Origin of the sequence: Streptococcus sp. AM28-20 (assembly GCF_003603595.1) — a bacterium.
In the GTDB taxonomy this organism is placed as follows: Bacteria; Bacillota; Bacilli; order Lactobacillales; family Streptococcaceae; genus Streptococcus; species Streptococcus ilei.
The window spans coordinates 43,490-66,193 of sequence record NZ_QTNK01000005.1; the positions used below are offsets into that span (position 1 = coordinate 43,490).

Here is a 22,704-nt window from a genome sequence, read left to right on the forward strand (position 1 = left end):
TATCCCTTTAGCAAGTCTTTGACTTGCTAAAGGGTACCATATGGGCTCACTCTGTTCGCCCTTTTTCCATTCTTGTAACTCTCTTTATTCTTCCTCTTCTGCTAGGAGTTTTGCGCGTGTGGCTTCGTCGAGAAGTGGGTAACCGAGTTTCTTGCGTTCTGCGACGAAGGTCTTAGCTACGACACGGGCCAAGTTACGGATGCGGGCAATGTAGCCGGCACGTTCTGTAACAGATACCGCTCCACGAGCATCAAGTAAGTTAAAGGTATGTGAACATTTCAAAACGTAGTCATAGGCTGGGTGAACGAGACCCAATTCCAAAGCACGTCCGGCCTCTTTTTCAAATTTTTCGAAGTTTTCAAGAAGCATATCTTGGTCAGAAACTTCAAAGCTGTATTTTGAGTGCTCATATTCTGGTTGAAGGAAGATTTCTCCATATTTTACACCCGGAGCCCACTCGATATCATAAACTGAGTCTACTTCCTGGATGTAAGAAGCCAAACGTTCCAAACCATAAGTGACCTCAGCGGTAACAGGACCTGTTGCCAAGCCACCGACCTGTTGGAAGTAAGTGAACTGAGTGATTTCCATACCATCCAGCCAAACTTCCCAACCAAGACCAGCTGAACCAGTTGATGGATTTTCCCAGTTATCTTCTACGAAGCGAATATCATGCTCTAAAGGATTGATACCCAATTTTTCCAATGACTCAAGGTAAAGTTCTTGAATGTTTGATGGTGATGGTTTCATGACCACTTGGAATTGGTGGTGTTGGTAAAGACGGTTTGGATTTTCCCCGTAACGACCGTCTGCTGGACGACGAGATGGCTCTACATAAGCCGCATTCCATGGTTCCGGACCAATGGCGCGAAGGAAGGTGTAAGGACTCATCGTACCCGCACCCTTTTCATTATCATAAGCCTGCATGAGCATACAACCCTGGTCATTCCAGTATTGTTGCAAAGTCAAAATAATCTCTTGAAAAGTCAATTTTTTAGACATGTTTTACTCCATTTTCTATAATTTCTTGCGACACGAGTCTGCCTCGTCGATCATACGAGGCAAGACGAGTTAGTACTGCGTCTAGCTCAGGCACCCTAGTGCTGAGCGTGGGACAGCCCGACTGAAAGGAGGTCTCTGCCACTGACGCAGTGAAAGGTTAGTTTTTTAGACATTATTTACTCCATTTTCTATAATTTATTGCGACCTAGAATACAAAAAGAACCGTGTCTTTCCCCCTAAGTCAAGTGACCTAGGGGCGTCAGAAACGCGGTTCCACCCTAATTTATTACTTCATTTTATTCTACTGTACTCAGCTATCTACTGAGAGAAAGCGCCACTTGCCTATCTTGTTCCACTTGGCTTTCACTGTCCCAAGCTCGCTAAAAAAACGCCATAAGCCTTTCTTTCTTGACTAGTATTATAGCAGATTTCTATTCGAGTGTAAACAAAAAACAAGTCCGAAACTGTTGTTTCAGACTTGTAGAAATTCCTTTCAAAGAAAGGGTAAGGTTATGGGCGTTTTGCAACCTTTGGTTTTTTCCCATTTAATTTTTTCTTAGCAGCTTTAACCTCTGCTAAGGCCGCCTTGACTTCCTGTTGACTAGCACCAGGATTAGCCAGTACTGCTTGAGCGCGGATAAAGGCTTGAAGGTAATTCACCTTCACCTTATCTGCTGCATAGATAAACTTAGCGTTCTTAGCTTGGAACTGGAGTTCTGCTGCAATCAATTTCTTAAGACTTGAGAAATCGGTTGTTTTGCCAGTTAATTGTTGATCAGCCGCCTGGTAGTTCGCAAGCGCTTGGTTGATTTGCTCTTGTGTCACACCTTCGCGGACGAGCAAGAGAGCCAACTCCTTAAAGCTTTGATCAAAGGCACGTCGAGCAGAATCCTTAGCGTTCGCATAACGGCCTGTTTTTGAAGTCGCATCATAGGCAGCAATAGCTGATTTTAGCGCTGTGAAATCAGACTCTTTCCCATCTAATTGACTGGTTACCAATCCAAGATTTGAAAAGATTTGGTCAACTTCTGCTTGTGATAACTTAGTCGCAAGAGCTTTCTGAGCTTCTTGGTATGCTGCATCATAAGCTAAACGTTTTTCACTTGTTGCATTAAAGTACTGAGGAGTGCTGGTCAAGTTAGCTTGTTGAGCCAGCAATTGCAACAATTGGGTCTTAATGACAACAGAAAGTTTTGCGAGGTTGTTTTGATCCGCCAGAACGGTCACAGTCGGTGCATCCTCAAACAACTCATAGCCTGTTGGTAGACTGACTGAAATCGTATAAGTTCCAACTGGGACATCTTTCCCAAAAGCATTCTTGCCATAGCGTTGAACTGGAAGAACAAAGGTTTCACCAGCTTGATTCTTCAAGACAACTGGTGTTGTTCTAGGTACTGCTTGATCAAAGACCAGGCTCAAAGGAGCAGTGACAATCTCTTTGGCCAAGAATTCGATGGTCTTAAAGCTATCCTCTGCAGTGATTTCAAATTTCTGAGTTCGTTCGCTGACGAGTTTCAGATCTGATTTGTCATAGGCAAAGAGTTCTGCAACATAGCTACCAAACTTAAGGAAATTGATTTCTTTCCCTTTATCTAAGTTGACATACTGCCCTTGTTCATCTTTGATACGGTAGACAAAATCAGTATCTAATTCTTGATGTGTATCGGCATCTAGGACTGATACCTTAATTCGGCCACTATCCTCAGTAGCAGCAAAATCAGCAAGAGAGGCAAAGTCGCGGTTTCCAGCGTAATCTTCAACCACATAGTAAAGTAAGTCTTTACTGATTCCTTCTGGAAGAGTATAGCCTCCATCTTCATTTGCCGTTAAATAGACACGGTTTTCAAAACGGCTAGTCTTCCCTAGGGCGTCTTTCCCCTCCTTAACTAGGGTCCCCTCTTCATCAAAGGTCTTGACATAGAAGACTTGCTCTCGTAAGATTCCACCATTGCCAACATCTTTTGTTTTACGAGCATAGAAGGTTTCTACCCCATCCTTCTTGGTCGTGTAACCTGAAGTCAAGACTGGTTTTTGGGTATCAATTTGGAGGTTAAAGCGAACAACTTGCTCCTCTGCTCCTGGAACTGCTGGCGTATAACGAACCTCATAGATATAGTGACCATCCGCCACCTTTTCACCCTTGGCATTAGTTCCTTCCCAAGCCGTGTTGTCGACTAGATAAGATCGTTTCCCACGTCCGTCAAAATAATTCTTACGAGCAGAGAAAGCTCCTGTACTTGTCCAAACTGGCTGAGCAAATGCTTGATCATCTGCCTTGTAGACAGCTGCTTTCATATTTTTTAGGTTTCGCAAGACTACAGCACGGTACTGCACGTAATCTTTGTTTCCATCTCCATCTGGAGAAATAGCCAGACGTACATTGCCATCCGCATCTAAATGGAGGACATTCAAACCTTCTGAAGTTTCTACTGTCCCAAGAACGATTGGGCTTCGTTCTGCTGTTTCCTTCTTAGCAGTCGAATAGAGCACGTCGTTAGCGTTAGAGACTAAGGATGTTACATTCGTCTTTGATGGCACATGTTTGGTTTCTGGAACATCATAGTAGAATCCTGATTTCCCTTCTCTTACCAAATTGTAGATTGGTTTTTCAACCGCAGGGATATTTTGGAAAGAACCACGGAAGCCCATAAATGGAATGCTAACCACATCGCCGTCATCTGCTGGATCCACAAAGCGAACAAATCCTTCTAGGAAGTAACCGTTCGGCATCAATTTAGTCAATTCCTCTGCAAACTTAGACGCATCGACAGTCACTGTCACTGTCTGACTACTATGGGCTTTTACAGTTACATTTGGCCATACCGTCTCTGTTAATTTCCGAGGCTTCAAGGTAAAGCGATCATCTTTTACATCGTCGGTAGTGGTATTCACAATCATCTTCAACTCTCTGTCAGTATCAGAAATATTATGAACGGTCACATCAAAACTAAACCGATCCTCGACATTGCCAAGAGTTACGCTTGGGTAAGCATCTTCATTCGTTACATATAGGTCTGTTGAAACCGCTGCAGCAGTATCCACAATCCCCGCCCCTTGTTGACGTACCGAAGTGTAAGCACCCGTTTCTTTGTTGAGGTGCGGTTTTGCGGTTGACATGATTAAGGCTTTGACTGTTGCAGATAGCTCCTCTGGCGAAAGTTCTGGATGATGAGCTTGGAGGTATTCCTTCACCAAAGCCGATACCCCAGCTACATGAGGGGAGGCCATACTGGTTCCGCTCATACTACCATAGCTATTGTCATTTAGAGATGAAAAGATCGACCCACCAGGTGCTGTGACATCCGGTTTTAATTGGCCATCTGTTGAGACTCCCCAACTGGAGAAATCTGACATCTTATCTGCATCAGGGTTTGGACGATTGTCTAAGCTACCATCAAAGACAAGCTTGTAGTCTTTACCTTTAATCGCTTCTCCATAGCGCTTAGAAATGAAAACAGCAGGGATCTTTCTCGCATCCCCTTCGAGGCCCATTTTGACATTCGCGCCTTCGACACTGTTGTAAATAAGGGCTCCAATTGCTCCTTTTTTATAGACATTAGCGACCTTATCTGAGAAGGTGATTTCGCCACGTTTGATAAGGGCAACTTTACCAGTCAAATCGAGACTGTCTAAATCACTCTCACGCCCCAAACCAGCATCTACATAATCATATTCTTTCCCATTTTCGAAATTGGCATCTGTTTCAGCTGCTGTATAGGTGAATTTTCCTTTATCCAAGTCGGCATTGTCTTCCAAGCCTCGAACTGTAAAGACTTCTTCTGTTACAACCGAATCATTTACGGATGCAACTGAAATAGACTCTTCTACGGTTGAAGGACTCCCCACGACACCGTAATCAGGGTTTTCAGCACTTGGATTGTCATAACCGTATCCATAGGTATTGCTATTTCCTGCCGCGATAATGACGCTAACCCCTTTTGCGCGTGCTCGTTGGATAGCTTCCCGGACAGCGGGACTAGCATTCACAGTAGAACCTGTCACAGATCCCAAACTCATGTTGATGACGTCCGCTCCCAATGCAACTGCGTCATCAATCGCTTTCACATAGACAACATCACTGGTTGATCCACTACGATCAGAGAAAACACGCATAAACATCACTTGGGCTTCTGGAGCAACTCCGTATACATAGTTGCCATCCCCAGCTTTTTTGTCAGGGTTCCCAGTCGCAATCCCTGTTACGTGCATACCATGTGAATCATGGTCTTTTTCTTTGATATTGTCATCTCCATCCATATAATCATAAGCAAAGACGACCTTATCGTTGTACCATTTTCCGTAATCAATTCCCGCTGCTTTTTTTGCAGCTTCTAATTCTGTTTGATTTTTGAACTTCCCTTTTGTCGGGTCTGAAATCCGCAATACTTCATGGTAGACATCTAAACCAGAGTCAATGACTGCAACAACAGTCCCTTCACCCTTGTAGCCTTTTTCCCAAGTTTGAGGCACATTAATAATCGTATTGCTGCTGATACTGAATGGTTTGTCTTCAGCTTTCTTTTCAGCTCTTGCTTCTGTTGCAGGGTTAGCCTCAGCCTTCTCCTCTGTTGAAGAGGGTTTAACTTCTGTTTTTTCCTGTCCCTCACTTGCTTTTTCTGCAGGTTTAGCCTCAATTTTAGTTACAGCTTCTACTTGCTTTTCAGTAGCTTTATCCTCTGTTTTTGCTTCCTGGGCAACTACTTGGCTACCTGATTCGACAGATGGACTTGTTGCCCCTTTTTCTGAAGAGGCTGGCTCGTCAACAACTTTACCATTTTCAACTACTGAGTCTCTAGTCTGCTCATTTGCTTGATCACTTACAGGAGAAGCAGACTCGCTTGGCAACGCTGGATTTGCTTCTGCAGATGCAATTACTGCAGTCTCTGGTTGTTTTGTTTCATCCGCACTTACATTTCCTGCTCCAAAGACAAGGACCGACCCTAACAGCACCGATGCAACACCAAATTTATATTTTCTCAATGAGAAACGCTGTTTACTCATAAGATTCCCCCTATATACTAAATTATTCTTATTATACTCCTAATTTTTCAGAAAATTCACTCAACATTAACTTTGTTATCAAATTGTAATATTTCCGCATGATATCTTTAATTAGGTGTTTTTTGTTTGTTTTTAGTGATTTTATAATTCAAATAATTAGAAAATTAAAACCAATCATCCGTTTTTTTATCTCATTGCACAAAAAAACAGCGAGAGCAAACTCTCACTGTCTTTTATAAATCAACTAACTTACTGTCTTAAAAGTCTTTGGTATCTGGATCTGGCGCTCCCGCTTCTACTGGGATCTTCCGAAGGAGCTCACAGTCTTCTGGAGCCAATTCGATTGTAGTGCATTGAAGATTACTTGCAATGCGTTCAGGAGTCACTGATTTAGGCAAAGGTAAAAATTCTTCTGCTAAACTCCAAGCTAAAAGAAGCTGGGCTGGAGTTACACTATATTTTTTAGCCAATGCAAGAACTGTCTCATTTTGAAAAAGCTCTCCTTGACCAAATGGACCCCAAGCCTCCAATAAAATTCCTTTATCACGGCAATAACGGACTACTTCCTCTTGATAGACTCCAGGAGCCAAGCGGATCTGATTGACTGCTGGAAGAACTTTGGCACTCTCCAACAAAGCATCCAGGTGATGAGGCAAAAAGTTACTCACGCCAATAGAGCGAATTTTACCCACTGCCTGCATATCTTCCATGGCTCTCCAAACCTCACGATTCCGTTCTTTCCAGGCCTCATTTTCTCGGTGAGTCACAGGATTTGGCCAGTGGATTAAATACAAATCGATATATTCTAGACCCAATTTGTGCAAAGATTCCTCTAGGCCATTGTCAGCATCCTCATAGGTGTGACGATTATTCCACAACTTGGTCGTTACAAAAAGCTCTTCTCTTGGAATACCACTATCCCGGATAGCCTTTCCGACGCTTTCTTCATTTTGATAGATGGCTGCCGTATCAATATGGCGATAGCCCGCTTCTAAGGCTGTTTTTACTGCTTGATAAGCTTCCTCGCCATCTTTCGCCTTCCAAGTACCAAAACCTAGTACAGGAATTTGGCGTCCGTCATTTAGTTTGTAGCTCTCCATCTTATTTCCCGTCACTTTTCTTTGTTTTTTCATCAGACTTAGAAGTCTTTGCATTCAAGCGCAACTTTGGCTTAAAGATATTTTCCTTAGGTTGCACCATTGATTTACTAAAAAAGGCATAGAGTAAAAAGGCACTACCTGCCACTAGAATGACGGGACTACGGCGTAACATACCGTAGAGAAAGAAAAATAATCCCATCAACAAAAAACGTACATTTATCTTATTCATAAAACTACCTCGCGATTCAATTAATTTCATTATACCATGTATCAGAGCAATGAGACAAATGGCTAGGCCAAGGAATCCTATTTAAATGAGAGTGGGACAGAAATCGGTAATTCGTTAGAATTCGATTTCGTCGTCCCACCTCCGCACAGTTGAGTAGGGCTGTAAAAGCTGATGAAATCAGCGTAGTAGAGCCCACTCAACCACTGCGTCTTGCTCGACAATCTAAAGACAATTGAGAGGCTAGGACTTTTGTCCCAGCCTCATGGAAGAAATTCAATTTTAAAACTGGTAAAAGGAAACAAAAGCAATTGATTCGTATTTGAACCTTTTTTCACCATTAAGCTTCAAATCGTTTTTGGCCATCCAAGAAGGTTGCAACCAACTCTAAATCTTTATCCAGTACAATGAAGTCAGCATCATATCCCTCACGGATTTGGCCACAGACATCATCGATATGGACAGATTTAGCAGGGTTGAGACTGGCCATCATGACCGCTTCATGAGGATTAGCAATGCCCCACTCAACAACATTCTTCAATCCATCTTTAAGCTTCAAGATCGAACCAGCCAAGTTTCCTGTCGATTTCAAACGGGCCGTTCCATTTTCTACGACAACAGGGAATTCACCCAACATGTAGTCGCCATCTTCCAAGCCACCAGCTGTCATACAGTCGGTGATCAAGGCAATATTTTCCACTCCTTTTTGTTTGAGGAGAATATCGCAAGCTTTTGGATCAACGTGATGCCCATCACAGATTAACTCAGCATAAGTATGTGGAAGTTGGTACATAGCCCCGACCATTCCAAGTTCACGGTGCGTCAAGCCGCGCATTCCGTTATAGGCATGCACCCAGACACTAGCCCCAGCATCCACTGCTTTTTTGGCTTCGTCAAAGGTTGCATTGGAGTGCCCCAGCGCAACCGTCACCCCTTCTCCTGTTACTGTACGGACAAAGTCTTCTACACCTTCCCGCTCAGGAGCAAGGGCAATTTTATTGAGCAAGCCCTTGGCTGCTTTTTGCCATGCACGGAATTCATCCATCCGAGGATCTTTCATATAGGCTGGATTTTGAGCTCCTTTGTACTTCTCTGTAAAGTAAGGACCTTCAAAGTAAATCCCACGGATCTTTGCACCAGAAGCTTCTTGGTATCGTGCTCCAATGTTTTCAGTTACTGCTAATAATTGCTCATAAGAAGAGGTCAAAGTTGTTGGCAAAAAGCTAGTAACCCCTGTGCTCAAGAGCCCCTCACTCATAGTATGAAGGGTTCCTTCAATGTTGTTGTCCATAACATCAACTCCACCAAATCCATGGATGTGCGTATCGACCAATCCAGGAGCAATACTATAGCCAGTATAGTCCAAAACGCTAGCTCCCTCTGGTAGCTGATCCACATGTTTTCCGAATTTGCCATCGACAATTTCTAGATATCCCCCCTTACGAATTCCATGGGGATAAAAGAATTGATCTGCTTGTATATAGGTTGTCATGGTGATTTCCTTTCTTTTTCTACCGATATATTCATACACATTATAATCCTTTGTGCTGTATTTGTAAATGGTCTAGACCTATTTTATTTAAATATATTAATATTCTTTATAAATGAGATAAAAAATCCAGTTTCAAAGAACTGGATTTTTTGCTTTTTTAGATCTGCTCCAATTGCACCTTCTCTGCTAAATTCATGGCATGGTCTGCAACACGTGTATAGTGAGAGATCATATCAATAAAGTTGACACCTGCTTGAGGTGTACACTCGCCCTTGTTTAGACGAGAAATATGGGTCTTCCGCAATTTCTTTTCGAGCTTTTCAATTGCCTGATGGCGCTGTTCCAACTCTGCTGCCAACTCTTGGTTATCCTCTTCTACACTTCTAAGTGCATCTTTAACAAAAGTAGCAGTTTGTTGGTAGATATCTTCTAATTCAGCCAAGGCATTATCAGAAAACACAACTTTCTTCCGAATGAGGTAGTCCGTCAGGTTGATTAAGGATTCCGCGTGGTCTCCAATCCGCTCTAAATCTCGAGAAGAATCCAAAATATTAGTCAAGGATTCACTTTCTTTTGGACTCAGAGCTTCACTAGACAAGCGGATCAAGTATTTGGTCAACTGATCATCGATGGTATTAATGGCTTCTTCTGTTTTATGGCCTTTTTCAGCTAGCTTTTCTTCTTGATTTACAATGTAGCGATAGGCCAAGTCGAAACTCTTTTCAGCATAGGTTCCTAAATGCAATAGTTCTTTTTTGGCATTTCCTAAAGCAATCGAAGGAGCTTGGGTAATCAGATTTTCATCCAAGTAAAGTGGTTCGTATTTGACCACTTCATCCTCACCAGGAATCAATTTCGTCACAAAGTAAGCCAAAGCTCCAATGAAGGGGAACTGGATGATGGTATTGGTAATATTAAAGGTCCCGTGAGCAAAGGCTATGGTCATCTCGGGAGACAAATGAAGAGTCGTTTCAAACCATTGAATCAAAGATGTAAACGGAACAAGGAAGACAAGACAGATAATGGTTCCGATAACATTAAAGGCTACATGGGCACCCGCCACACGTTTGGCCGCAATATTTGCTCCCAAGGAAGCAATGATGGCTGTAATGGTCGTTCCGATATTATCACCAAAGAGAACTGGGAGAGCCCCTTTAAGGTCAATCAAATGACTAGCATAGAGATTTTGTAAGATACCAATGGTTGCAGAGGAAGCCTGAATCAAAAGAGTTAATCCTGATCCGACAAAGACACCCAAGATAGGACTTTTACTCAACTCCACCATGTAGTCACGAAAAACTTGCAAATCTTTAAGAGGTTCCATAGCCCCACTCATCAAGTTGAGGGCAAAGAAGATACCACCGACACCAAAAACGATTCGTCCAACATTATTAACCAAACGATTTTTGGTAAAGAAGAGACAAATCGCTCCGATAAAAAGCATAGGCAAGGCGTAGTCTCCTAATTTAAAACCAATGATAAAGGAGGTAACAGTAGTTCCAATATTGGCCCCCATAACAATACCAATAGCTTGACGGAGGGTTAGAAGTCCAGCACTCACCAGACCGACCGTAATCACTGTAACCCCTGAACTAGACTGAATCAAAGCAGTCATCCCAATCCCTACTAGAACCCCTAGAAAGGGATTACTCGTATATTTATCAATATAGTATCGAAGGCGATCCCCTGCAGCCTGTTGCAAGCCTTCTCCCATGGTTTTAATACTATAGAGAAAGAGACCCAAGCCACCTAAGAAGTTAAATAAAATGTTCTGCCAATCAATGGACATTTCTTTCCTCCATCATCATTCGATAAAAGTTTACTCACTCTATTTTAAAACATCCACCACTTGGACACAAGTTTTTTTTTGAAATTTCTTCTGAATTTTGTCCTAAAAAAACGATAGACTCTACAAAATCTATCGTTTTGTTCATTATTTTTTATCAAGCTCTCGTAACATTTGATCAATTTTGTTTCCATATTCAATGGATTCATCTTTGACAAAGGTTAAATCCGGAATCTTATATAATTTTAAATTCCGACCTAATTCGCGCTTGATGGTTCCTGTTGCTTTTTCAAGCCCTGTCTGAGCCTTCTGATTATCTGAAGCCAGGTCACTCATAATCGAATAGTAGACCTTAGCCATAGACAAATCGCCTAGCATCTGAACATCCGTAATGGTGACACCTTGAACACGTGGGTCACGAACTTTTTTTTGCAAAATTTCGTTGACTTCACGCTTGATTTCCATCCCTACTCGGTCTGTCCGAAAATGACTTGCCATAGGAACTCCTTTCTGATCTGTCTTTAAAACTAGGAAATGGGAGAATGCTTCTCTTCTTTCCTAGTTAACAGTTTATTTTTTAATTTCTTCCATGATGTAAGCTTCGATGGTATCATCCGTCTTGATATCATTGTAGCCTTCGATCATCAATCCACCTTCGCGACCGTTGGTTACTTCTTTGACATCATCTTTATAATGTTTCAAGCTAGCAAGAGCGCCATCATAAATCACGACACCGTCACGAATGACACGGACTTTGGAATCACGAGTGACCTTACCACTGAGGACCATAAATCCACCAATGGTACCCACTTTAGAGACTTTGAAGGTTTCACGAATAACCGCTTCCCCGATGACTTTCTCTTCAAACTCAGGATCCAACATTCCCTTCATGGCATCTTCCATTTCTTCAATCACTTTGTAGATGATTGAGTGAAGACGGATTTCTACCTCATCAGCTTCAGCTTGCTGACGCGCTTGAGGAGTAGGGCGGACGTTAAATCCAATGATGAAGGCATTTGAAGCTTCTGCGAGGGTAACGTCTGATTCGTTGATAGCACCAACCGCTGAGTGAACGATGGTAACCTTGACACCTTCTACTTCAATCTTTTGAAGGGAAGCAGCAAGGGCTTCAACCGAACCTTGTACATCAGCCTTGATAATGACATTAACAGATTTCACTTCACCAGCCTTCAAAGTATCAAAGAGGTTTTCAAGGCTGACACGGTTGGTTGCTTGACGTTGTTTCATCAGCGCACGTTTCGCACGTTCTTCACCGGCTGCACGCGCAGATTTTTCATCTTCATAAACCGCAAAATGGTCACCCGCCATTGGTGCTTCATTCAAACCAGTGATAGAAACTGGAGTAGATGGTCCAGCTGCTTTCACACGACGGCCAAGGTCATTGGTCATGGCACGGACACGTCCGAAAGTATTACCAACAACGATTGGGTCTTGGACATTCAAGGTACCTTGTTGAACCAGAAGGGTTGCAACCGCACCTTTACCTTTATCCAAACGCGCTTCGATAACCGTACCGATGGCACGAACAGTTGGATCTGCCTTGAGTTCTTGGATTTCAGCCACAAGAAGGACCGTTTCCAAAAGTTCATCGATATTTTGGTTGAACTTGGCAGAAATTTCTACAAACTCAGAATCTCCACCCCAAGCTGTTGACATAACTCCATGCTCTGCCAATTCACCGATCACACGTTCTGGGTTGGCACCTGGTTTATCAATCTTGTTAATAGCTACGATGATTGGAACGTTCGCTGCTTTTGAATGGTTGATGGCTTCGATGGTCTGTGGCATCACCCCGTCATCTGCTGCTACAACCAAGATGGTAATATCCGTAACAGAGGCACCACGCGCCCGCATAGAAGTAAAGGCCGCGTGTCCAGGTGTATCCAAGAAGGTAATCTTCTTGCCATTTTCCACGATTTGGTAAGCACCGATATGCTGGGTGATTCCTCCCGCTTCACCTGTTGCTACACGTGAATTACGAAGGGTATCCAAAAGGGTTGTTTTACCATGGTCAACGTGTCCCATGATGGTGACAACTGGTGGACGCTCTACCAATTCATCTGGATTCAAATAGCCATCTTCGACGAAGAAACGTTCGATATCCGCATTGTCCACTTCAACCTTTTTCTTGGCTTCAATTCCATAATCCACTAACAGCAGTTCAATGGTATCGCCATCTAAGGATTGGTTTTGTGTCGCCATCACTCCCATCATGAAGAGTTTCTTAACGATTTCCGCAGGCTCACGCTTAATCCGTTTTGCGATTTCCGCAACCGTCATTCCATCTGTGTACTCAAGTTCACTTGGCAACTCATGGAATTTACGCTCTGTTACTGGTTTTGGAGCTTCATTGCGGTTATTCTTTCCTTTTTTATTCTTTTTGTTGTTGTTCCAGTTACTATTTCTTTGATTTCTCACTTGGTTTTGACTACTTCGATTCTTTTGTTGTTTTCTTGGACCATCTTCTTCGCGATCAAAATCTTCACGTTTTTTGTCTGGTCTAGCTTGCTTTTTCCGACGTGTATCAACTGCTGCAGGACTTGGAGCCGCTACCGGAGTTGCCTTCACTGCTTCTGCCTTTGGTTGTGGAGCAACAACTTCAGTCGTAACTGCCTCTTCGCGCTTACGACGTTGTTGACGGTCTTGCTCTACCTTGGCTGCCTGGTTTTGCTTGTAGCGTTCTTCACTACCACGTGCATATTCTGCATTTTGCTCTGCCTTTAATGCTGCTGCACGGGCTTTGAAGTCAATCTTCGGTGCGCCATTTACAGGATTTGGACGTCCTTGACCGTTGCCAGCTTGGTCACGGCGACGATCATTCCCTTGGTTCCGGCGGTCATTTCCTTGATTTTTTCGCTCATTACGATTTTGGAAACGATCCCCATCCCGACGGTCGTTTTGTTGTTTCTTAGGTCGATTTCCTTGTTGCTGACGACGTTCCGCCTGCTCTTTCGCACGGGCTTCGCGTTCCGCCTTGAAATTACGACTCTTTGGCTTCACAACAGGTGTTGCCACTGTTTCCGTTTTCTTTTCTGGTTGGTTTGCAACAGGTTCTTTTGCAACCGGTGCAGCTTTTACTTGTTTTTCTTCCGTCACTTTAGGAGTTTGGGGCGCCTTTGATGCAAAACTATTGACCAAACGCTCAACCGCTTCACCTTCGATACTAGAAGCGTGACTCTTTACCTCCAACCCTAATTCTTTTGCCCGTGTGACGACTTCTTTACTTTCCTTGCCTAGTTCTTTGGCAATCTCATACAATCTTTTCTTAGACAATTGCTGTCCTCCTCTTCTATTCCATAAGAGACCTCATTTTCTTTGAAAATCCAGCATCTGTCACGGCCGCTACCTTTCGTGAGCGACCAATGGCAGTACTTAATTCTAGTGTTGAAAACACGGTTAATACCGGAATGCCATAATAGTGGCATTTATCTGTGATTTTTTTGGTAAGATTGGGAGCTGCATCATCTGCTAGAAAGACCAAACGAGCCTTTCCTTCTTGAACAGACTTGATGACCAACTCTTCTCCAGAGATGATTTTCCCTGCTCGCTGAGCCAATCCCAATAAATTACTGACTTTTTGCTTATTCAAGGCCTAACTCTCTTCTTTTCACCTTATGATCCACATAAGCAATCAATTCGTCGTAGAAAGCTTCATCCACTTCCATGCTAAAGCTGCGATTGAAGACTTTCTTCTTCTTGGCTTGAAGTGCTTCCTCGTTATCGAGCTTAATATAAGCACCACGACCATTTGCTTTCCCAGTTGGATCGATAAAAACTTGACCTTCTTTATTTTTTACGATTCGCAAGAGATCTCGTTTATCGATAACCTCATTTGAAACGACAGACTTGCGTAAAGGGATTTTTCTTGTCTTTACCATGATTCCCTCCCTATTCGTCTACAGAATTCAAATCACTTTCTACTTCTTCAAAAGCAGGTTCTTGACTTGCTTCCATTTCTTCGTACTCACTAGCTGATTTGATATCAATCCGGTAGCCAGTTAAGTGAGCCGCCAAGCGCACGTTTTGACCACGACGACCGATCGCAAGAGATAGTTTGCTATCTGGTACTACCACAAGGGCATGCTTGCTGTCTTCTTCGTCAAAGATGACTTGATCGACCTCAGCAGGCGCGATGGCATTGTAGATAAATTCTGCTGGATCTGGTACCCACTCAATGACATCAATATTTTCTTCTGTTGGGACCATACGATCCAATTTCTGATCATAACGAGCTGGGTGGAACTTGCTAGTAATCTTTTTGATGTTCGATCCACCACGACCAACGATGGTTCCAATCGCATCTACGTTTGGATTATGGCTACGAACAGCAACCTTAGTCCGGTCTCCAGCTTCACGTGCCACGCTCATGATTTCAACGGTTCCATCATAGACTTCAGGGATTTCTTGTTCCATCAAACGTTTGATCATTTCTGGATGGCTACGACTTACGAAAACGTTGACCCCACGAGGATTGTCTTCTACTTTGTAGACAAAGACTTCGATGCGATCATGAGATTGGAAGACTTCACCCGGGATTTGGTCTTGTTTAGACAATTGAGCTTCGATAGACCCTAAATTCACATAGATAAATCGATTATCAAAACGCTCAACCGTTCCACTCATAATTTCATTTTCATGTTCTTTATAAGTGTTATAGGTAATCGCACGAGTTTGCTTGCGCATTTTTTCCATGATGGTTTGTTTGGCAGATTGAGCTGCGACACGACCAAACTCAGCAGGTGCTTCTTCAAATTTGATTTTGTCTCCCAATTCATAGGCAGAGCTAATCGCAAGAGCATCTTTCAAACTAATTTCTAACCGGCTATCAAATACTTCATCCACTACTTCACGAACAGTATAAACGCGGAAGTCACCAGTCTTTTCATTAAATTCGATAGCCGCACTTTCTGCTTGACCATACCGTCTCCGATAAGCCGAACGCAATGATTCTGTGACAGCTTCAATGATATCTTCTTTTTTGATTCCTTTGTCTTCTTCCAAGATGCGAAAAGCATCTAGCATTTCTTTACTCATTCTTTTCTTGCTCTTAGGCTACTAAGAGCCTTCCTTTCTTTTCTGCTATAATTTGACAGCTAGTCTTGCTTTTGAGACAAGACTATAGGGGATTTCAATGGTTTTCTTTCTGGTTTTGTCCATGTATTCCATGGTCAATTGGTCATCTTCGAACTTAAGGAGTGTTCCTTCAATGACCTTTTGTTTGTCAACTGCCTTGTACAAGCTGACATGGATATATTGACCCAGAGCTTTTTCCACTGCATCTTTGGTTTTTAAGGGACGCTCCAAACCAGGACTCGTCACTTCTAGGAAGTACTGTTCTGGGAATGGATCTGGTTGAATCTGATCCAACAGAGGACTAATCACTTCTGTTAAATCTGCTGTATCATTCAGGGTAATACCACCTGGCTTATCAACAAAGATACTTAGAACATAATCTCCTCCCATTTTTCCATATTCCACATCCACCAATTCAAATGGAGCTTGGATGGCTGGTTGAAGAATTTCTGTTACTAATTCAACAATTGTTGCGATAGGACAACACCTCCTCACAGACAAGAGGCGAAGATATGTCTTCGCCTCTCCTTTTCTATTCGTTTTAAACATTCTAGCACAAGTTCCGTCAAAATGCAAGAATTTCGCCTTCCTCATTCATCCAGCTTTTATCCAAAAGAAAAACGCCTCCTTTTCAGGAGACGTCAATCCTTAACTAGACTTTAAAATTGTGCTTCAACCCGATAAATGACCTGACCCTTACTTGAGAATTTCTTTTCATATTCGGTCATGACATTTCCCTCAAAATCACTAGCATGAAGATCTAGCCAGACACCCTTCAAGGTCATTCCATACTGAGAAAAACTCACCAAACTATATTCAAAGAGTCCTCGATTGTCCGTCTTAAAATGAATCTCCCCATACTCTGGCAAAATCTGTTTGAAGGTATCTAAGAAACTCTTGTAGGTTAGACGACGTTTTTCATGGCGTTTCTTCGGCCAAGGATCTGAAAAATTGAGATACAATTGATCAATCTCACCGTCTTCAAAGTAATTGGTCAAGCTATCCCCGTCTACCCAAAGCAACTTGATATTGGGAACGTTAGCTTCTAACACCTTATCCAAAGCATAACTTAATACTGATTTTTGAATATCAATCCCGATATAGTTAATGTCTGGATTTTGTTTTGCCATTCCAGTGATAAAGGCACCTTTACCACTTCCCACTTCAATATGAATAGGATGGTCATTTCCAAAAATCTCATGCCACTTCCCTTTGGCTTCTTCTGGCTTCAAAATGACATATTGCGGATTGGCTTCTAATAATTCGGTTGCACCTTTACGGTTTCTAACTCTCATGCTTCCTTCCCATATTTTGACCGGAAATTACGCAAGGCATAAATTTCCCGGTTCACATTCTCTAAATCATTGTTTTCATAGTATTTTACAATCTGACAAAGGAAAGAGTATTGACCAAACCAGTACAATTTACCAAATACAGTTTCATTGTACTTATAGCCGTAATAGACCAACCAATCCTGCCACTGGGAATCTGGAATGTAGTGACTTAAAACATGAGCCACATCCATCATCCGATCTGTTAAGCGGACAGAATCCCAATCTACCAAGTAGATAAATCCACTATCCGTTTCAATCCAGTTACTGTGACGGACATCTCCGTGGACAATGGTTGCATAATCTTCTCGAAAAGCTGGAACAGTCTGTCGTAAACTCTTTAATACAGATTGCAAATAATTGTTTTGACGCAAAGCAATTGGCAACTGACTGCTCAAAGAATTCAATAAATCCAATGGCGACTCAGCTGTGTAGCCCAACTTTCTCAATTGCGTCATCAAGGGGCGTGAACGGTGCAAACGAGTCAGGATATGAACCACTTGCTTTTTTCCCATCCCATTTGGAGTTAAAATTTCTCCATTTAACCATTCTTGTGCGCTCATCACATTTCCGTCAGGTAAGCGTCGGCTCCATAAGAGTTGTGGAGCAATTTGTTCTTTAGCTAACCCTGCTAATATTGGAGTCGTATTCATTTTGACAAATACTTTCCCCCCATCCGGATAAGTCCCCATAAAGGCTTTTCCGCTTTTACCAGCAATTGGGGTTAACGTTAGCTCTTTTTCGTTCGAGTCCATCTCTTCCTCCGTAAAAAGTTTCCCATCTATTTTACTAATTTTAAAGCGTTTCGTCAACTAATCGTCTCACCTTGAAAGGTGCATAACCATAGGCTAAAAAGGCTGTGAAAGCTAGCAAGGCCAGGACGAGAATTTTCTCTTCAAAGACCAGTAATCCCAGTCCTCCCTCGACAAGAACCACAAACAAAGTCACCGATTGAACTGTTTGAAGAAGCCCTCGTGTTTTAGCACTGATTTCCAAGGGGAAGAGTCGCGTTAAATACTGATAGTCAAAGGCCTTGTAGAGTCCGAGCAATTGAAAAACAAGTAAATAATTCAAGAGGCCCGCGACGGCTACTGCTACTAGCGTTTGCGGGATGAAGACAAAGACAGCGATTGCTAGTCCTAATAGACGCAGGCTCATGGAAAACAGATCTCCATTTCTGAGATAAGAACGGAGATATAGGTTGTTCCAAGTCTTGGAACTGACTTTCGGAACCATGCTTGTTAGTCTGTCTAAGTAGGCCCGCCGTTTCACGCTATTCGTCATTCCTTTTACTGTGGTAAAAAGGGCGAAAAATCTTAGAATACTTTGCTTTCTCTGGTTTTCTAGCTCTACGATTCGCTTCCAATCAAGACCCGCCTGGTTATAGAATCTTTTCCCCTTCCCTTGAAAAACAAGAACCTTCAACAAGAAGAGAATAGCCAAATAAACCACTACAATGGTAAGAGACAGTCCTAAAGCCAAAGCCAAAGGGACAAATAGAACAAGCACAAGGGTTTGTACAATTCCCCAGAAAATAGTCGCTCGTAAGATCTGTTGGTTCAAATAGCCTTTCAATTGCTCTTCTTTTGCCAGAAGGAAAATCATGTCTGGCTTCTCAAAATAGGTTGCGATGGAACCAATTGGAAGCAGGAGCAAAGGAGCAAGGGCAAGTACAAGGAGGAGAAGGCTCTTATCTTCTGGTAGGGAGCGCAAAAATTGACTGTACTGAACCGCTAAAAAGCCTAGAAAAATCAGGAGAAAGAGGACAAAGTGATCATTAAACACATAGCGAGAATATTTTAAGCACTGATTGCGAAAGGTCGTCTTCCTCTTTTGTAAAACTTCAATCATCGGTCAGCCTCTTTTGTTAGTGCAAGGTAAATCTCATTCAAATCTGCATCTGCCATTCCAAATTCTGTCCGCAAATCCTCTAAAGTCCCCTGAGCACGGACCTGTCCCTTATGGAGGATGACAAAGGCATCACACATTTTTTCAGCAGAATCCAGAACATGGGTACTCATTAAAATAGATTTTCCTTTTTCTTTCTCTGCATTCAATAGTTGAATTAAATCTGAGATTGCAACTGGATCTAAGCCTAAAAAGGGCTCATCCACAATAAACAAACTTGGATCAACAGCAAAGGCACAAATGATCATGACCTTTTGTTTCATCCCCTTAGAAAAATGGACAGGAAACCAATCCAATTTTTCCTCTAGTCGAAATTGCTTCAGGAGAGGAGTCACACGCGCAAAAACAGCTTCTTGATCCAAATCATAGGCCATAGCTACTGTCTCAATATGCTCACGTAAAGTTAATTCTTCATAAAGGCTAGGGGTTTCTGGGATATAACCAATTTTTTTGCGATAAGCACTTGGAGAAGCCACTAGAGTCAAGCCATCAATCCGGATTTCACCAGCATAGGGACGCAGGAGACCTATAATTTCATTAATGGTCGTTGACTTTCCTGCTCCATTCAAGCCAATCAATCCAATCAATTGACCATCGCCAACCTCAAAACTAACATCTTTTAAGACAGGGATATTGACATAGCCTCCTGTCAGGTTTTTTATTTCTAACATATTTTCTTTGCTTTCTGGTATAATGTTCTTATATTATAACAAAATCTAGCTAAATTGAGGTATATTTATGGTTTCGGATTGTATTTTTTGTAAGATTGTTTCTGGAGACATTCCTGCTTCTAAGGTCTACGAAGATGACCATTTTCTTGCTTTTTTAGATATCTCTCAGGTCACTCCAGGCCATACCCTTGTGATTCCAAAAAAACATGCCCGCAATCTGTTGGAAATGACACCAGATGAAACGGCTGATCTCTTTAACGTCGTTTCAACAGTCACCAAAAAAGTGGAAAGTGCTACGCAACCTCAAGGGATGAATATCATTAGTAATATGGAAGAAATCGCAGGACAATCTGTCTTCCATACTCATGTCCATATTCTTCCACGCTACTCTCAAGATGACGACTTAAAGATTGATTTCATCGCCCACGAACCCGATTTTGATCACCTTGCCCAATTAGCCAAGGATATCTCAAACCATTAAAAAGGAGCTTACTATGAAATTAAGAGATCTATTTTGGTTTGCGACTGGAGCAACCATCAGCTATCAACTTGTTAAAAATCGCGAACCTCTGAAAAATGAATTCAGTGAAACCAAACAACTAACCGAAGGAATCCAATCAAACCTTTCTAACATCAAAAAAAATATTGAAATCATCCAAGAGCAAAGAGTTCTTTTAAATCAATTACTGGAAGACTTCTCCTATAAAGCAAGGATCTTCTCTCAGCAAGCCAACGCTTCTGTAGAACAAATCCAAACTATTTGGTCTGAGAAATCTAATCACGAATAAGCAAAAAAGGTTTTGAGACAGTCGTCTCAAAACCTTTTTATTTTTAGAAGAGAAATGATTTAGTTTCCTCCAGCACCAGCTACCGTTGTATCCGCAGAAGGAGTGGTAGGTTGGTATTGTGGAACCACTTCTGAGCTTACAGTAGTTTCTGGAACATAGGAAGGTTCATAATATCCTCCACCTGTATCCTGGCTCGATTCTACTGGAGCTTCACCACTTTCTGATGAAACTGTCCCCGCAGCTTCGTCTCCATCTAATAGAACCGCACTTGTTTTGAGCTTGCTTAAAGGTGATAAACCCAAACTTTTACGCAGTATATTCTGCATCTTCAACAGGTGTTTTGCATCAACAATTTGGTAACTACCGCCATCGGCAAGGGTGGCATCTTCACCTTTCAACTGTTCCATACGGATGTTCTTCAAGGCATCTCGATACCCCATCAACTGCATCAAACTATCCGTATCCAAAGAGATATTGGTCTGCATATTATCACTAACCGCTTCAATAATTCCTTGATAATTGCTCAGACCATCCAAAGTCAATACTTTCTTGATGATCTTTTCGATGACTTCTCGTTGACGTTTTTGACGACCATAGTCTCCTTCTGGATCTTGATAACGCATCCGTGAGTATACTAACGCTTGTTCTCCGTCAATTTCTTGACGACCAGGTGGAATTTTAGCTGTATATTCTGGTTCGTTTTCTTCAATCGAAATATCGAAATCAAATGGATTGTTTACCGTTATCCCACCGACCTTATCAACCAGTTGGACTAGGCCTTTCATATTGATCATCGCATAACGGTCAATATGAATATTCATCAAATCTTGGATGGTTTCAATGGCCAACTCGGCCCCACCTTGAGCATAAGCTGCGTTCAGCTTAGCTTGAACCGTTTCTCCATCCTGCGTAATATTGGTTAAGATATCCCGTTCCAAACTCATAATCGTTGTCTCACTCGTTTGTGGATTCACCGTCACCAGGATCATGGTATCACTGTTTCCTACCCACTGATCCTCTCGTGAGCCTGATCCAGTATCGACCCCCATGAGCAAGATGGTCATCGGTTTATTTTCTGCAATGACATTGTTTTCACCGCCGATTCCTTTATAGGTCTTACTCAACGCATTTGTCGACTGATTAAGGATGGTCAGCCCGTACGCCCCAATCCCAATCGTCGTTACTGCTAACAAACTAAAAAACATTAATAGAATTTTTTTAATCATAGATTCTGTCCATCTATCAGTTTGCCCATTAGGTAAACATCCAGATATTCCCCTTCCTTGTATACGCCTCTCTTGCGGAGACCTTCAATTTCAAATCCTAGCGTTTGGTAGAGATGGATAGCCCGTTCATTTCGAACTTGGACACTGAGGTCTAACTTCCGAAGGAGGTTGGTACCTTCCGCCCATGCGATTCCTTCTTCTAGAAGAAGGTGACCTAAGCCTTTATTCCAGTATATCTTCCGGATAACAATAAAGAGATCTCCAATATGGCGCAAGGCTCTATTTTGATCCGCGACAATATTTAAGACGCCTACCAGATCCTCACCCAAGTATAACAAGAGACATAATTGATTGTCTGTTTGCGCTTGTTTTTCCACAAACATTTCCAACTCTTGCTTGGTCATCCCAAGTCCTTCTGGAGCCAAGGTCGTAAAATCAGATTCAGTCGCTACATCTTTAAAAAAGTCGAGTAAAGACTGTGCATCCGAGGCTTCAGCCTCTTTCAAAAAGAGATCTAGTACCTGTTCCATCTTCAAGCTCCTACAGAAGTCAAAAATGACTCCCTTAATTGTTCAGCACGTTCACCGACAGCTGACAAGCGTATCTCACGTCCATCACCGTCCTTGAGTAGTTCAACCTTTAAATATCCAGCGGGAAGGCTGGTCTCTAGCAACTCTCCCCACTCAATGACAGTAACCCCTTCACCAAATAAAAAGTCATCCAAATCAATCGAATCTGGATCGTCCCCAATACGATAGACATCCAGGTGATACAAGGGCAAGCGACCTTCATATTCTCTCACGATAGTATAAGTAGGACTTTTGATCATCTGGCGAATATCCAAACCTTGAGCAAGGCCTTTTGTAAAGGTTGTTTTCCCTGCCCCCAAATCTCCAGTAAGAATCACTATATCCTGTTTTTCTAATCGTTGACCCAACTGTTTCCCAATCGCAATCAACTCTTGTTCATTTTGACTTTTCATTCCACCATTATACCAAAAATAATTGATTCTTGCCCACCATTTTTCGTCAATCATCCTTCTACCTCACTTGAGACAATAAAAAGAAGAGGCTGGGACA

Annotated in this window: 21 protein-coding genes; 2 read left to right on the plus strand and 19 right to left on the minus strand. The window is 42.3% G+C overall.

The genetic code is table 11. The annotated features are described in order from the left end of the window. Window positions 1-84 precede the first annotated feature (84 nt). From glyQ to DW738_RS10090, 16 genes are all read right to left on the minus strand, one after another. Complete coding sequence (gene glyQ / locus DW738_RS10010; protein ID WP_000038760.1) at window positions 85-1,002, minus strand: glycine--tRNA ligase subunit alpha; 918 nt, start codon at window positions 1,000-1,002, stop codon at window positions 85-87. A gap of 510 nt (window positions 1,003-1,512) precedes the next feature. Continuing rightward, on the minus strand, window positions 1,513-6,003 hold the full coding sequence (locus tag DW738_RS10015; RefSeq protein ID WP_123160922.1) for a S8 family serine peptidase: 4,491 nt from the start codon (window positions 6,001-6,003) through the stop codon (window positions 1,513-1,515). 257 nt (window positions 6,004-6,260) lie between these two features. Next, on the minus strand, window positions 6,261-7,103 hold the full coding sequence (locus DW738_RS10020) for an aldo/keto reductase (RefSeq protein ID WP_123159657.1): 843 nt from the start codon (window positions 7,101-7,103) through the stop codon (window positions 6,261-6,263). A gap of 1 nt (window position 7,104) precedes the next feature. After that, the gene (locus DW738_RS10025; protein ID WP_042361369.1) at window positions 7,105-7,332 is read right to left on the minus strand and encodes a hypothetical protein; all 228 of its coding nucleotides are present in this window, start codon (window positions 7,330-7,332) and stop codon (window positions 7,105-7,107) included. A gap of 337 nt (window positions 7,333-7,669) precedes the next feature. Next, entirely contained in the window at window positions 7,670-8,821 is a 1,152-nt protein-coding gene (gene nagA / locus DW738_RS10035; protein ID WP_123160923.1) for an N-acetylglucosamine-6-phosphate deacetylase, read from the minus strand. 157 nt (window positions 8,822-8,978) lie between these two features. Continuing rightward, a complete protein-coding gene (locus DW738_RS10040) occupies window positions 8,979-10,610 on the minus strand; it encodes a Na/Pi cotransporter family protein (protein WP_023022293.1) in 1,632 nt (543 codons plus the stop codon). Between the two features lie 144 nt (window positions 10,611-10,754). Continuing rightward, a complete protein-coding gene (rbfA, locus tag DW738_RS10045) occupies window positions 10,755-11,105 on the minus strand; it encodes a 30S ribosome-binding factor RbfA (protein ID WP_123160924.1) in 351 nt (116 codons plus the stop codon). A gap of 72 nt (window positions 11,106-11,177) precedes the next feature. After that, complete coding sequence (gene infB, locus DW738_RS10050) at window positions 11,178-13,901, minus strand: translation initiation factor IF-2 (protein WP_123160925.1); 2,724 nt, start codon at window positions 13,899-13,901, stop codon at window positions 11,178-11,180. A gap of 16 nt (window positions 13,902-13,917) precedes the next feature. Continuing rightward, on the minus strand, window positions 13,918-14,217 hold the full coding sequence (locus DW738_RS10055) for a YlxQ-related RNA-binding protein (protein WP_048715247.1): 300 nt from the start codon (window positions 14,215-14,217) through the stop codon (window positions 13,918-13,920). Further along, window positions 14,210-14,506, minus strand: a complete 297-nt coding sequence (locus tag DW738_RS10060; protein WP_006596879.1) for a YlxR family protein — start codon at window positions 14,504-14,506, stop codon at window positions 14,210-14,212. The genes DW738_RS10055 and DW738_RS10060 overlap by 8 nt, the downstream gene beginning before the upstream one ends. Window positions 14,507-14,516: 10 nt before the next feature. After that, on the minus strand, window positions 14,517-15,662 hold the full coding sequence (nusA, locus tag DW738_RS10065) for a transcription termination factor NusA (protein WP_006596880.1): 1,146 nt from the start codon (window positions 15,660-15,662) through the stop codon (window positions 14,517-14,519). A 45-nt stretch (window positions 15,663-15,707) separates the two neighbouring features. Further along, window positions 15,708-16,196 (minus strand): ribosome maturation factor RimP, encoded by a 489-nt coding sequence (gene rimP, locus DW738_RS10070; protein ID WP_193389713.1) that lies wholly within the window; start codon window positions 16,194-16,196, stop codon window positions 15,708-15,710. Window positions 16,197-16,360: 164 nt separating this feature from the next. After that, window positions 16,361-16,996, minus strand: coding sequence for a tRNA (guanosine(46)-N7)-methyltransferase TrmB (gene trmB, locus DW738_RS10075; protein WP_123160926.1), 636 nt, complete (start codon window positions 16,994-16,996; stop codon window positions 16,361-16,363). Next, a complete protein-coding gene (locus DW738_RS10080; RefSeq protein WP_023022280.1) occupies window positions 16,993-17,787 on the minus strand; it encodes a phosphotransferase family protein in 795 nt (264 codons plus the stop codon). The genes trmB and DW738_RS10080 overlap by 4 nt, the downstream gene beginning before the upstream one ends. A gap of 40 nt (window positions 17,788-17,827) precedes the next feature. Next, window positions 17,828-18,883 carry an ABC transporter permease gene (locus tag DW738_RS10085; protein WP_123160927.1) on the minus strand — a complete coding sequence of 352 codons (1,056 nt, stop codon included), beginning with the start codon at window positions 18,881-18,883 and terminating at the stop codon, window positions 17,828-17,830. Continuing rightward, window positions 18,880-19,611 carry an ABC transporter ATP-binding protein gene (locus DW738_RS10090; RefSeq protein WP_123160928.1) on the minus strand — a complete coding sequence of 244 codons (732 nt, stop codon included), beginning with the start codon at window positions 19,609-19,611 and terminating at the stop codon, window positions 18,880-18,882. Before DW738_RS10090 ends, DW738_RS10085 begins: the two co-directional genes overlap by 4 nt. A gap of 67 nt (window positions 19,612-19,678) precedes the next feature. Between DW738_RS10090 and DW738_RS10095 the strand changes: the two genes are divergently transcribed. Continuing rightward, window positions 19,679-20,092 carry an HIT family protein gene (locus DW738_RS10095; protein ID WP_123160929.1) on the plus strand — a complete coding sequence of 138 codons (414 nt, stop codon included), beginning with the start codon at window positions 19,679-19,681 and terminating at the stop codon, window positions 20,090-20,092. A 13-nt stretch (window positions 20,093-20,105) separates the two neighbouring features. Further along, entirely contained in the window at window positions 20,106-20,399 is a 294-nt protein-coding gene (locus DW738_RS10100; RefSeq protein ID WP_123160930.1) for a hypothetical protein, read from the plus strand. Between the two features lie 59 nt (window positions 20,400-20,458). On the opposite strand, the gene DW738_RS10105 is transcribed toward DW738_RS10100, so the two are convergent. The 3 genes from DW738_RS10105 to tsaE are packed head-to-tail and all read right to left on the minus strand — an operon-like array spanning window position 20,459 to window position 22,607. Next, window positions 20,459-21,625, minus strand: a complete 1,167-nt coding sequence (locus DW738_RS10105; RefSeq protein WP_123160931.1) for an LCP family protein — start codon at window positions 21,623-21,625, stop codon at window positions 20,459-20,461. Next, the gene (locus DW738_RS10110) at window positions 21,622-22,155 is read right to left on the minus strand and encodes a GNAT family protein (protein ID WP_123160932.1); all 534 of its coding nucleotides are present in this window, start codon (window positions 22,153-22,155) and stop codon (window positions 21,622-21,624) included. The genes DW738_RS10105 and DW738_RS10110 overlap by 4 nt, the downstream gene beginning before the upstream one ends. A gap of 2 nt (window positions 22,156-22,157) precedes the next feature. Next, window positions 22,158-22,607, minus strand: a complete 450-nt coding sequence (gene tsaE, locus DW738_RS10115; RefSeq protein ID WP_123160940.1) for a tRNA (adenosine(37)-N6)-threonylcarbamoyltransferase complex ATPase subunit type 1 TsaE — start codon at window positions 22,605-22,607, stop codon at window positions 22,158-22,160. Window positions 22,608-22,704 lie beyond the last annotated feature (97 nt).